Source organism: Acinetobacter piscicola (genome assembly GCF_015218165.1).
Taxonomy (GTDB): domain Bacteria; phylum Pseudomonadota; class Gammaproteobacteria; order Pseudomonadales; family Moraxellaceae; genus Acinetobacter; species Acinetobacter piscicola_A.
Genome location: NZ_CP048664.1, coordinates 1 through 12678, shown reverse-complemented (window position 1 = coordinate 12678; position 12678 = coordinate 1). Strand labels below are relative to the sequence as shown.

Below are 12678 nucleotides of genomic sequence, written 5' to 3'. Positions count from 1 at the left end.
TGAACCGTACCGGGTTTGTCGGAGAGTCAATATTCTGAGAGACTATCCCGATGACAAAATTAAAATATACCCCTGAAATCAGAGAAAGAGCGGTTCAACTATTGATTGAATCTGAAAAAGATTATCCATCGAATTGGGCTGCGATCACAGCTATTGCTCCTAAAATCGGTTGTACTCCTGAAACATTGCGTGTTTGGTATTTAAAGCATATGGATCAACTAAATCCTGCCAAAGTACAACAGATATCTGACCAAGAAAAAATGAAGCAAATGGAACGTGAAATTAAAGAATTAAAGCGTGCCAATGAAATTCTACGCAAAGCAGCCGCTTTTTTCGCCCAGGCGGAGCTCGACCGCCCACACAAATAATGGTGGATTTTATCCATAACAATAAAGATCGATATGGTGTTGAAGCGATTTGTAGAATTTTACCGATTGCAGCTTCGACCTATTATCGGGCTTTAGATCTCGTTGATAACCCAGAACATCGAGCGAAACGTGCTCTGCATGATTTACATCATGCAGAGCAAATCAAACGTATTTGGAAAGAAAGTTTAGGTCGATATGGTGTACGTAAAGTTTGGCAAAAATTGAAACGTGAAGGCTATGTTATTGCACGTTGTACAGTTGCTCGATTGATGCAGAAGCTAGATATACAAGGTGTTTGGCGTGGTAAGAACAAACAAACTACCCGCAGCCGAGATGATCAAAAACGAGCAGATGATTTAGTGAAACGGAATTTTAGTGCTGATCGACCTGACCAATTATGGGTCAGTGACTTTACGTATATTCAAACCAATTCTGGCTGGGTCTACACTGCATTTATTATTGATGTGTTCTCGCGAGCAATTGTTGGATGGAAAGTATCAACACGGATGAATACAGATATGGTACTTGATGCACTGGAGCAAGCATTGCATGATCGAGGCATGCCAAAGAACGTGATTCATCATTCCGACAGAGGTGTGCAATATCTTTCCATTCGCTATACCAATCGTTTAGAAGCAGCAAATTTACGAGCATCAGTCGGTACAACGGGTGATTCATACGATAATGCTTTGGCTGAAACGGTGAATGGCTTATACAAAACAGAGGTGATTGAATATTTAAAAGCAGATTGGCAAGGTTTAGCAGATGTACAACTTGCGACACTAAACTGGGTCGATTGGTTCAATAAAGAACGTGTACACAGCGCACTGGGTTATGTATCGCCTTTTGAGTTTGAAGCAATGTACTATGATAAGATTAATCCGTTAGGTCAGGTGGCCTAACTTAAATAAAAAAGTCTCCGACAAACCTGGTACGGTTCAAAAGGCCGTGTAGAACGAGCCAATAGAACGCTTCAGGACCGTCTGATCAAAGAAATGCGTCTGGAAGGCATCAGTTCGATTGCCGAAGCCAATGCCTGGCTACCCTGCTTCATTGAGCAGTTCAATCAGAAGTTTGCCAAGATGGCCTTTAATCCCAAGGATCTACACCGGACTGTCACTGAAACAGCCGAAGAATTAGATGATATTTTTACCTGGCGTGAACCCCGCAGAGTCACGAATAGCCTGACGATCACTTATGATAAATGCGTATATCTCCTGGAAAACACGGAAGAAAACCAAAGATTGATTGGCAAGTATCTTGAGTTTCTGGAATACCCGGATAGTACAGTCGCGATTGAATATCAGGGAAGAAAAATCAATTACAGCATCTTCGATAAATTAAGTCAGCTCAACCAGCGAGAGATTGTTGAAAATAAACGTTTGGGTTCTGTATTAGCCCATATTCAACAGCAGCATGAAGAACTAGAACAACAAAATAAACGCAATCGTTCTCAAAAGATGCCAAGCAGACGTGCACAGAAAACAGCAATTCAAGAACGAAATCTAAATCCTGTGCTTGACTTGGAAATGTCCATATAGGACATTTCTATTTGGTTATTAGGTAGGACATTTCTACTTTGGAATAACATACAATGTATTGTGTTAATTTAAAATAGGCTAATCATAGTTATCATGTTCTGGATGGGAACCAAATTTTCCATTCTCTCTAAAATTATGTGCATAGAGTTTAGTAGCATCATTATTTATTTTTTTTTCGATTACATCATCATATATACCAAAACTACCTGAACTAACATTTATTTTAAAATTAGATAAGTCGATATTTTTTCCATGTACCTTAAACATATGTTTTTCATATTTAACTCCTTTTACACGAACATTACATATGGGGCAGAGTATTAATGTTCTTAGAGTTATTTTTTGTTTTTTTACGAGATTAGTTTCTTGTGAAGACTCTATATGATTCATAGAATTATGTTTAATGATATGATTTTTTATTTCTATCTTTTCAATCAATTTCGCACATATTTTACACTTAACCAAAAATTCTTTATAAATTTTTCCATCTATATTTTTTTTTAAAATAAAAACTTCTTTTTTATAACTCTCCTTTTTAAATCTTGTATGATTAGTTGAAAGAACTTTTATTGATTTTGGTGTAGAAGTTTTATTTTCATCAATAATTCTTCCAGTTCCATAACATTTGAAACAATTTTCATTATTTCCACTACAAGAACAATCTTGATAAATATCCATAATTTACCCAAATTTTTATTTTAAAGTTATTGAATATTTTACCTATGATTCTCAAGTAAGACAAATTATGTGTGCTGAAATAACAGGAGACTTTCACTTGGGAGATTCTAGACAGCCAACTTGTAAAAGATTCCTCTATCTCTATTAGAAAAACTAAAATTAGCATAATACAACTTATGCGAAATTCAATACATAACTTGATTTAAATCAGTGTTTTTTATGGATTATTCACACAATATGCCTGTTTTATACTCAATTTTGATTTTCATTGGTAAACTTTACTGAACAATCATCTGTTTTGCTCTTGGGCTTTTCCACGTTGTTCTCGCTCCTTTTTAAAGGCTCGTTGATCTGAAATACTAGCCATGATCATGATCGGAATGCCAATCAGCAAAAAGGCAACTGCTTGTAGGATCTCTTTCAGTATTTTCATGCTCAAAACTCCTCTAAGAGTTTAATCCTCATTAAATACGGCATTCAGGACTCGTCCAAATAAGCCACGTTTTTTTCTTGTTGCATGGTGTGTTACTGATATGTCTCGTAGTGTGTCATTAGTATGTTCCATTGGTATCTCATGAGACTTATTTTTATTATTAAATCTTTTATTTTCAAATGATTCAACCATTTCATTTGTTGTGTCGCATGGTGTGTCATTGTGGGGTGTTATAGGTGTATCATGAGATAATTCTTCTTCATCTTCTTTATGTCCTAATAGTAATTGGAAGCGGTCAATTTGATCTAAATAGCGTTTTTCACGATCCTTATATCCTTCAATTTCCTTTTTCATGAAATCAACTAATTGGCGTAAATCTGCATCATTTTGAGGGGGAGAAGTTGAGTTTGACTGATCCTGTATTTTTGTTGGTTCGCCAAAGCAACGTACAACTTCAGCAATATCAAAAAGACCATCAGCACCTCTAGATAAACGCCCCTCCTTTATAGCTCTGTATAAAGTAGAACGGCTTATCTTAAAACGTTTAGATACTTCACTGAGTGATAATTTAGCCATTTACTGTGTCCTTTTTATCTAATGGCATATACCCAACTTTTATTAGATAAGGTAACAACTCTTTGAGACGTTCAGAATCCTGGAGCATTTCTGCGATACGAACTGCAAACTGAGGATAGCTTTCAGTTCCTTGAGAATATTTACTCATTTCAGGTAATTCAGACATTTTATGCGCAAACATATGGCGTTGAGCATCGGTAAGTTTTAGAGATACATCTAAAGTCTTAGCATTTTTATTTATGGTATTTAATGCAGCATCTTTTTTCTGTTTGAAGGAAAATGAAAAACCAGCAATGTTTCTTCCTCGTTTGTGTTGCTCACATTTAACTTTAATATCTGTATGCTCATTGACTTGAGCAACTGCTAAGTTAAGGACACGATCCTTAAAGTTTCCCATACGAGTGTATTCATCATCTAATACACCAATTTTTTTTCTAAATTCAGCTAATTCAATAATTGGTGTTTGCCCTGTACTACGCCATGCAATTAATAACTCATATAATCGAACTGCATAAGCACTACTAAGATTGCTAATTTGTTGTAATTCATATTTTGTAAATTGTTCTTCTAAACGTGTAATCAAAGGAACAATAGCAGGAGCAAAAATTAATTTTACAGTCGCCTCATCATCAATATATCTAATTTCACTGACCCAGCGACTTAAAACATTCTCAATATTTCCTCTTTTATTTATTTCTTGATAGCTAAATTGCCGAGCAAATAAATCTTTACAGGCATCCTTTAAGGCTTGATAAGCTGTTTGTCTCGCTACTTGGAATTGGTTGATATAACTTTCTGCATGTACTTCTAGTGGGTCATTAGTATTGATACCTCTACCACTTTCTCTTGCTTCAACAATAGCCAAGAGAATTAAACGCTGTTCAACTAAATCGAGGTTATAGCTAGCATTAATTAGAGCATTATCCTTAACAACAAGATCTCGCATGCTATTTATCTACTTTATTATTTACCGATATAAGTCTATATAAAATATTATGTAGATTTATGCAAGGTAAATGTAGTTAAATCTACAAAAAATATACTGTAGATTATTGGTAGGTAAACGTAGTCATATTGGTAGGTAAACGTAGTCATATTGGTAGGTAAACGTAGTCATATTGGTAGGTAAACGTAGTCATATTGGTTTTGAAAGCATTGCTATATAAAGCTTTCAGATAGTCTAAAAGCTTTTAAAAATATTTTAAAAGCAATTAAAAACACAAAACATTAAAAATTGCCCTATGTTTTCGCTACGCTCAAACTCTATTAAATCTCGCTCTCGCTCGATTCTTGGGGCAATTTTTTGGTTCATGTTTACGTGAAGTTAAAAAGAGCAAAAGCAAAGGCAAGAGCATAATGAATTCGCTTCGCTCATAAAGCTTTTTGCTCGCTATGCTCGATCTAGAAGCCAGGTTTAGCATGTGATTTATGCTTTTTTAGGCTATACAGCCTTAAAAACGGTTTTTCAGAGGGTCTAGACGCGACTTTTCATTGTGTCGCTCGTAGACACTCGCTCTATAGATACCTTTTAGGTATTTAATTTGAGTTTTAAGGGCATTTCTTAATTTATAAATTAAGGATTCATTTAGGGTTGAAGCGTAAAAGGGCTTATTTCGCATTTTTAGCCCTGTTTACATTTTTTATGTAGGGTTATAGGATTGAGCCAAAAACAGGCTGTAATCGCATTTTATGGCTTTTTACTGTGCTTTTGAATGAGTACCTTGTGAAAATCTTTCCCATTGATTTTATAGGTTGGCAAATCTTCAAGCATACGCTGGAATAATTTTGTTTCTTCCTTGATATCTTCGGTGTTGTTTTGGATCTCTTTATAGATTGTGGTTTCTTTAATGGTTTTTTCCCAAATAATGCTCTGTAGGAGGGCATCTCTGAGTAGGGGAATATCACTGTGCTGGATCTGAAGATTGAGGTCTTTATAAAGCGATTGAACTACACCTCCTATCGCGTATTTGAGTTGGTTTTCTGCATTGCGTTTTTTCTGGGCTTCTGTCAGTTCTTTGTGACTTTTCTGCAAAATTTCACGTTTGTGTTCATTCTCCAGCCGGATTCGATTGTCTAGGGCTGCTTTTTCAATTTTCTGATAAGACTCTAGGGCACGATCTAGGCGGAAGAAATTATCCTGATCCATTGCTTGATTGAGTAAGGTCAGAATTTCAATTTCGTTGGCCAAGAGGGGCTGTTGGTTTTTGTCCTTCAGTTTGATTTGTTCAATGAGAGCCTGTCTTGTTAGAAACTGGTTTTTCTCTCGGTCGACTGTTTTGAACAGGCTGAGTTGTTGGTCATTAAATCTGCCATTGGATTGTTGAAGTAGGGTCAAAGCCTGTTGTTGTTTTTTCTTGAGGAAGGGAAGTTTCTCCAGGAATTGCTGCAATGTCGTGAGGTCATTTGGGGTGAGTATTTTCGCAGGTCTTCCACGGGCCGCCATCGCATTCTCCAGCATAAAATGGGTGAGGTTTTTGTGTTTTCAGTTTAGCATAGGCCGGCACGGGAAGAATTAAATAAAATGTGGGAACATTTTATTTAATTCTTAAGCTCGTTTCCGTGTTTTTAATTCGATATAATTACTACGCAATTATATCGAATTAAAAACACTTCTCCTCGTGCTCCGCAGGCTCTGCGAGGCTCCGTGAATTTGAAGGTGGGATTATGTTCTATTGCAATCTGGAACACACAAGCAAAAAGGCCGTGAAAACCCGATCGGGGAAAGTAAAAAATGCTGCCACGGCCAAGAACCGGTTTCACTACATTACCCGGACTTCGCACTTTAAAAATTATAAGGAATCGGCTTCGGAGCAGATTGAGTTTGTGAGATCCGGCAATCTGCCAAATTTTGCTGAAGGAAATCCGGCTGAGTTTTGGGATGCTGCAGATATTTATGAACGCAGTAATGGCCGTACCTGTTCCAGTTTGGTGGTGGCTTTACCGAAAGAGTTGAACCAGGCGCAGCGGATTGAATTGGCTGAGGCATTTATTACTGAGTTTGCAGACCGCTATAGCTATCCCTTTACGTGTGCCATTCATAATCATGTTGGATCGTTGGGTGGGCAAGAGCAACCGCATTTGCATTTTATGTATAGTGAACGGCATGTGGATGGGATCGATCGGACAGCTGAGCAGTTTTTTAAGCGTTATAACCCGAAGGATCCGCAGAAAGGTGGCGCGCAAAAGCTGACGGCTGATGTATTGGGGATGGGGAAAGCGCAGCTGCAGTTGTATAGGCAGAAGACTGAAGAATTGATTAATGACAGTTTGAGGCGTTATGCCCCCATCAAAATGGTGGAGATCCGTGGTATTCAGGTGGAAGTGCCTAGTTTGGTCAGTTGTTTGTCGAATCGGGATTACAATCAAAAGTATGGGACGCAGTTGCAAGATGTCCCCGTGATGAATAAGGCGGTGCGTTTTGCGCGTGAGAAAGAGCCGGAATTAATGGCCGAACGGGAAAAGATGACTACTGAAATTAATCGGTTACGTGCTGAAAATCATTATGAGTTGTATCGTTCATTTTATGAGGCTGAATTAAAAAATCGAAAAGAGATTGAAGCGTTGAGCAAGCAAGCAGAAACACCACGGACACGGCAGCGTTGGTATGCTCAAGAAAAATTATTGTTTCTACAACAAAAAATGTTGCAAGCTTTATTGAAAGATCATCAAATGACAGAACCTTTTAGGTTGATTCAGCATGATTTACAGACGTATATAGACCTATTGAATACCGAATCCTTTGATCGACTTGAGAAATTAGAATACTTAAGTGATCTGGGCCAACAGTTAAAGAATTCAGTTATTCAGATAGCCGCTATTGATGAAGAATTGGCATTCATGAAGCGGCAAGTCATCGAACGTGTGCCTTTGCAGATGAGGGAAAAGGCAGTCACTCCTGAAAAGATCAAGAATCATGATCCGGATAATGATTTTAGTCCTGGCTTTTAAGCAGATTATTTAAGGCACGCCACTGCATGAGTAGTACTGCTTCTTCATCTTCAATTGTGGTTTCTCCGGACTGGATCCGTTCAAAGCGTTCCCAGGATCTTTTTTTAGTAGCCTTTATGATTTCAGGATCAAAGCTATGTGAAACAATGGATTGTGCGGATTTCCATGCTTCTCGATCTCGTCTTTTTCCTGATGGTAAACCACCTTGTGAGTCATTGATGTCACACCTTTGGCATTGGATGACTTGATTTTCAAAATGATCTTTTACAGTGTTTGGATCCATCACTGTTTCATCATCTTTTTCACAGTTTAGGCAAAACCAGTTGCTTTCGTAGTGGGTGTTGTACCAAGTGACAAACTTTTGAGTCAAAGATAGTCGATAAGTCAGTGTGCCTAATTGTTGTGGGGCAATACTTTCATCTTTTATTCGATTTATTTTTTGGTGAGGATCGATACTATTCATGGCTTTAGCCTTATTTTCGTATTGATTTCTTATAGTCTAAATTAAATTTGAGCGTATATTTTTTATTGAAATTTTTAGTTATGAGTAAAATTAGAAATGGGAGCTTTTAGCTCCCATTCTTTATGCACTTCGCATAAGGCGTATTATGTTAATTTTAGGAAATATTTAAAATAAATAATTTAATGATAGGTGCAAATTTTGGAAGATCAATTAAATTTACTCAATGACTTAGCCATTGAAATATTCACATTATTGGATGGGAAGGAACACCCTTATCGTTATGAATATAAGTTCAATCCTGATGAGGGTTGGGCACAGTTTGGTTTATATTTCACAAAAAATAGCGAAATGACATCAGTAAGCTTAAACGAAATAAGTTTTGAACATTTAATTCCTTTGTGTGAAAAATTACATCAAGTTATGAATGCTCATACAGGAGGAGACTGGCGGAAATTTATTTTGGACATTAATGAAAAAAAAGAGGTTAAAACCAATTTTATTTACGAAATTCAATCATGTATGGACGAATTTAATGACTGAAATTATGTCCATTTAACATAATGGGCGTTATGCGAAATCGTTTTGTAATAACCCTGTAATATCAATCAATTAGCCTAATTTAAAAACTCAAAAAACGATCCAAAAGCCGACCTCGTTACATGTCGGCGCTTTTTTAAACGGAATTGTCACTTTTTGCCTATAAAATAGGTTAAAAAACAACCAATTTTAAATTTTTCTGAATTCAATCAAGACTTATAGTGGTTAAAATATCCACAAAATGTGCGGATAAATCTAAGGATAATTTTTAAGCTTTGTAAGCCACAACGTACAACATTTTAAGGTATTGGCGAATAGGCAGATTCCCTCTAATTTTCTATCATGAACCCATAGCGAGCAGGATGCTCCAAAGCATAAAACAATCATAATAAGCAAAACACCAGGATCGTGAGGGATGACAGGAGTTGACCCTAAGACGCAAATACGAAAAACCCCGACAGGATGTCGGGGTTTTTTATTGCCATTTCTTAAAAATAAGCTTGTAAAAGAAGTTAAATTATTGAGATCATAACTTCATTGAATGACTATTATATAGGGAATGAATCTGATGATTTTTTTTAAAAAAATTAAAGAAAAAATTATACTTAATAAAAAAAATGAACAAGCTTTTTATGAAATAGCATTAACAGAATTTTCAACTGGAGAAAAACGGCCAGGTCTTTGGGCAATGGCACTAGCAAAGTCAGAAGGAGTAATCGAAAAAGCTAATGCGTTATATATTGGTTTATTAGCGGAGGAAATAAAAAACGATGAATATTTAGAATTAAATAAAATAGAAAATGAGCAACGGATAGAAAAGCTAATAAAGTCTGAAAGAGAAAAAGAATTTAATCGAGTAAAAAAAATAGTTGATAATTTGAAAAAAGAGCAAGAGAAAGAGAGGAAAAAGCTTATAGATCCAAGATTTAAGGAGGAACAGCCTTTCCTTAAAAAAGAGCATTGAAATCTTTGGAGAAACTGGACATTTCGACTTTGGACTTATAGTCTAATTTCTCATAAGAGGTTTTATGTTAAATGAATTATCTAATTTTTAATTTGAAATGCTTAGGCAAATGCTCCCCATGCGGAGCTAACCATACCTACTATAAACATTTGTATATTTTCAAGCATGCTTGCCTGCTTAAAAGAAGTGTTAAAAGTAGTATTTTTTGTATGGACTAGAGTGTTTGAGTCTTTAATCATATTTATCTCCTTTGCTAAAGCTGTAGTTTCATTAAGTTTCATGAATTTGATTTCTCCCAAGCTAGAAGCGAGATAGAAACCAACTACTGTTAGTAAGATGATTATTCCGATCAAAAGAACATCGCCCAGTGAATGCACTTGCCTAAGCACATCATTTAAGTATAGCAAGGAATATTTAAATTTTTAATTTTAATGTATAGTAGTTATTTTGCTTTACTTCCAAAAATTGGAAAATGTTATGATTTTTACAAAGTTACATCTTAAGAATTGGTATAGTTTTAAAGATTGTGAATTGGATCTTACATATCCTAAAAAAATTAAAAATAATACAATACCTTATGAGTTTTTAGAGAATTTCCCTAATATTCGAGTTAAGCGTTTAGTATTGATTTCTGGTGCTAACGCAAGTGGTAAAACATCTTTTACTAAAATTCTTTATGCTATTAAAGACTTTATTTCTGAAGGATCAATATCTGGTTTTCTGGAAGATGGCTTAAGAAGCCATGAGGAAAAAATATCCTTTAGTGTCGAATTTATTGCGGCTAAACCTATTTATATTTTAGATTTGGCCCGTAAGCCTCAAGAAGAACTTAGAGACTATATTACAGAGGTTAATACACGATATGATCACCTGCATAGTCTGGATGTCGAATTCGATTTAACTAAAAAAGAGTTAAAGGAACACTCTTGGAAATATACTTACAAATGTATTCCTATTAATAAGCAGGATAGTATTAATTCTTTAAGGAAAAAATTAGAAACAGTTGATGAAAACAGTATTGGTCAAAATGTTATTTTTTCTACTAATATCGATAATGTAGACAATAAAAACCATCGTGATTTTGATGAATATTATTTTGCATCTGCTAAAAACTTTTTGTCTTGCGATATTGAAAATAAGTTTTTTAAAGATATAAATTTAGATAAAAATATTTTAGAGAGGTGCCTTAAAACATTCGACCCAACAATTAAAAATGTTGCATATGCATCTGAGCAAAATAGCGATACTCCAAAAGGGTTCTTTATAAATTTTTGTAATAACAAGAGTTTACAGATGAGTCTTATCGGTACTGTCATCGAAGATAGACACTTACTTTCTCAGGGTACATATGAAGCAATTAAACTAGCTAAATTTTTATCAAGAGTCATCAATCTTCCTCAAAATAGAAGTTTTACTTATGTACTAGATGAAAATATGTCTCATGTCCAATGTGAAATTGAAAAAAACATGCTAAATCTGATAATACAAAAGATTAGTCATACATCTCAATTGTTTTATACCACGCATAATTATGAAGTTTTAGAGATGAACTATCCTATTCATAGTTATTTATTTATAAAACGAGATATAGATGGGAACTCTGAATTTATAAAAGCTGAGGATCACTTCAAAAAGAATGATAGATCTATTGTAAATTATGTTAGAAATGATGTTCTTGGAACTATCCCTGACACTAATTTATTAGATGAAATTTTATTTGAAGATTGAGATGTAATTGTGATGAAACAGCGTCTAGTATTTATTGCAGAAGGTCCTACTGAAAAAGCATTATTACATCACTTAGGGATAGAAGGAAAAAAAGAAACTATTAATTTAGCTCAAACCGAAAGTAGGAAGTTTGAAAGATACTTTGGTAACTTACCTAAGCCGAACATGTCTGAAATATATCTTCTTATAGATACCGATTTAATTTTAAATTTCCCTCATTGTTTGAAAAATATTGAAGAAAATATTTTGTTGTTAACAAAATATGGATATAAAATTTTTGTTTTACAACAACATAGAGATTTGGAAGATGAATTGGCTTATGCGTGTGGATTTAAAAATATTAATAAATTATTAGAGAGGGTCAACTGTACTACTAAAAATGAACTTAAAGGCAAAGTTATTAAAAATCCTAGCTGTGTAACATCTATTAATTCATTCGAAAAAAGTAAGTTGTGGAATAGAAATTTAATAGAAGAATTGAAGCACTGTGTCACCAAGGAAATGAAGAAATCATTTGATGATCTTAAGGCTAAGTGAATAGCTACTTCTATAGATATTTTATAGTTCATCTACAATTAACATAATACATCTTATGCGAAGTTACAATGTAAGCCCAAAGTAGAAATGTCCGGTTTCTCCAAAGTAAAAATGTCCGCTTTTAGAATATGCACTTTCGCAATTTTCTTAGCGGACGGTTTGATATGTTGGTGTCTATGTCGGATAAAGAACTTAAACGATTGTCGGTCTTGCAGGAAATCTGTGATCAACGCATAACCCAGTCCCAAGCTGCTCAGCTACTTCATATTTCAGAGCGTCAGATCAGACGTTTATTGCAAAAATACAAAGCTCAAGGCCCAGCTGCATTAGCCCATGCCGGTCGTGGTCAAATCAGCAATTCCAGGCTTCCTGAAGAGCTCAGACTCAAGTGCCTCAATATTGTTTCTGATCAACTGCATGGTTTCGGACCCACTTTAGCGCATGAAAAGCTCACCACCGTTCATGGCTTTGATATTTCAGTGGAAACACTGCGTTCCTGGATGATTGCAGCCGATTTATGGATTCCTCGCGCCAAGCGTCTGAAACGCCCGTATCAGCCTCGTTATAACCGGGACTGTTATGGTGAACTGATCCAAATCGATGGCTCACACCATGACTGGTTTGAAGGTCGAGCCCCTAAATGCTGTCTGCTGGTATTTATCGATGATGCCACAGGCAAATTACAGCATTTACGCTTCTGTGAGTCGGAATCAACCTTTGACTATATGATTTCAACACGTTTGTATGTTGAGCAGCATGGTAAGCCTTTAGCCTTCTACAGCGATAAACATTCAGTCTTCAGGGTGAATCAAAGCAGTAAGAAAGACACCAAGATTACCCAGTTTGGGCGCGTACTCAGCACCCTGAATATCGATATTATCTTCGCTAATTCACCACAGGCCAAA

13 protein-coding genes, 2 pseudogenes and 1 other annotated feature are annotated in these 12678 nt (G+C 35.5%); of the genes and pseudogenes, 8 read left to right on the top strand and 7 right to left on the bottom strand.

Annotation, left to right across the window (positions count from 1 at the left end; genetic code table 11):
• Positions 1-50 precede the first annotated feature (50 nt).
• Positions 51-1270, top strand: a protein-coding gene (locus tag G0028_RS20770) for an IS3 family transposase (RefSeq protein WP_104915068.1) whose coding sequence is annotated in 2 segments (ribosomal slippage) — positions 51-327 and positions 327-1270 — 1221 coding nt in all. Because the reading frame shifts where the segments join, the coding sequence is not laid out codon by codon here.
• Positions 326-442, top strand: a sequence feature (AL1L pseudoknot). It overlaps the preceding gene by 117 nt.
• A 36-nt stretch (positions 1271-1306) precedes the next feature.
• Positions 1307-1909, top strand: a pseudogene (locus tag G0028_RS20765) (ISNCY family transposase); the annotation flags it as partial.
• 78 nt (positions 1910-1987) lie between these two features.
• Here G0028_RS20765 and G0028_RS20760 read toward each other — a convergent pair.
• The 5 genes from G0028_RS20760 to G0028_RS20740 all read right to left on the bottom strand — a co-directional run bounded on the left by G0028_RS20760 (position 1988) and on the right by G0028_RS20740 (position 6039).
• Positions 1988-2587, bottom strand: a complete 600-nt coding sequence (locus tag G0028_RS20760) for a hypothetical protein (protein ID WP_180047750.1) — start codon at positions 2585-2587, stop codon at positions 1988-1990.
• Between the two features lie 289 nt (positions 2588-2876).
• The gene (locus G0028_RS20755; protein ID WP_180047748.1) at positions 2877-3020 is read right to left on the bottom strand and encodes a hypothetical protein; all 144 of its coding nucleotides are present in this window, start codon (positions 3018-3020) and stop codon (positions 2877-2879) included.
• 21 nt (positions 3021-3041) lie between these two features.
• Positions 3042-3596, bottom strand: a complete 555-nt coding sequence (locus tag G0028_RS20750; RefSeq protein WP_180047746.1) for a plasmid replication DNA-binding protein — start codon at positions 3594-3596, stop codon at positions 3042-3044.
• Positions 3589-4542, bottom strand: coding sequence for a replication initiation protein RepM (gene repM, locus G0028_RS20745; RefSeq protein ID WP_180047744.1), 954 nt, complete (start codon positions 4540-4542; stop codon positions 3589-3591). Before repM ends, G0028_RS20750 begins: the two co-directional genes overlap by 8 nt.
• 741 nt (positions 4543-5283) lie before the next feature.
• A complete protein-coding gene (locus tag G0028_RS20740; protein WP_180047742.1) occupies positions 5284-6039 on the bottom strand; it encodes a hypothetical protein in 756 nt (251 codons plus the stop codon).
• 221 nt (positions 6040-6260) lie between these two features.
• On the opposite strand from G0028_RS20740, the gene G0028_RS20735 reads away from it, so the two are divergent.
• Positions 6261-7544, top strand: a complete 1284-nt coding sequence (locus G0028_RS20735) for a MobA/MobL family protein (RefSeq protein ID WP_180047740.1) — start codon at positions 6261-6263, stop codon at positions 7542-7544.
• Here G0028_RS20735 and G0028_RS20730 read toward each other — a convergent pair.
• Complete coding sequence (locus G0028_RS20730; RefSeq protein ID WP_180047738.1) at positions 7528-8007, bottom strand: hypothetical protein; 480 nt, start codon at positions 8005-8007, stop codon at positions 7528-7530. The two genes, G0028_RS20735 and G0028_RS20730, sit on opposite strands and share 17 nt — an antisense overlap.
• Positions 8008-8205: 198 nt before the next feature.
• Here G0028_RS20730 and G0028_RS20725 point away from each other — a divergent pair, with 198 nt between their 5' ends.
• Positions 8206-8547, top strand: a complete 342-nt coding sequence (locus G0028_RS20725) for a hypothetical protein (protein ID WP_180047736.1) — start codon at positions 8206-8208, stop codon at positions 8545-8547.
• Positions 8548-9112: 565 nt separating this feature from the next.
• Positions 9113-9508 carry a hypothetical protein gene (locus G0028_RS20720; RefSeq protein WP_180047734.1) on the top strand — a complete coding sequence of 132 codons (396 nt, stop codon included), beginning with the start codon at positions 9113-9115 and terminating at the stop codon, positions 9506-9508.
• A 101-nt stretch (positions 9509-9609) separates the two neighbouring features.
• Here the strand turns inward: G0028_RS20720 and G0028_RS20715 are convergent, their stop codons facing one another.
• Positions 9610-9789, bottom strand: a complete 180-nt coding sequence (locus G0028_RS20715) for a hypothetical protein (RefSeq protein ID WP_180047732.1) — start codon at positions 9787-9789, stop codon at positions 9610-9612.
• A gap of 196 nt (positions 9790-9985) precedes the next feature.
• Between G0028_RS20715 and G0028_RS20710 the strand changes: the two genes are divergently transcribed.
• From G0028_RS20710 to G0028_RS20700, 3 genes and pseudogenes are all read left to right on the top strand, one after another.
• Positions 9986-11236 carry an ATP-binding protein gene (locus G0028_RS20710; RefSeq protein WP_180047730.1) on the top strand — a complete coding sequence of 417 codons (1251 nt, stop codon included), beginning with the start codon at positions 9986-9988 and terminating at the stop codon, positions 11234-11236.
• A 12-nt stretch (positions 11237-11248) separates the two neighbouring features.
• Positions 11249-11773, top strand: coding sequence for a hypothetical protein (locus G0028_RS20705; RefSeq protein ID WP_180047728.1), 525 nt, complete (start codon positions 11249-11251; stop codon positions 11771-11773).
• A 176-nt stretch (positions 11774-11949) separates the two neighbouring features.
• A pseudogene (locus tag G0028_RS20700) lies at positions 11950-12678 on the top strand (ISNCY-like element ISAjo2 family transposase); the annotation flags it as partial.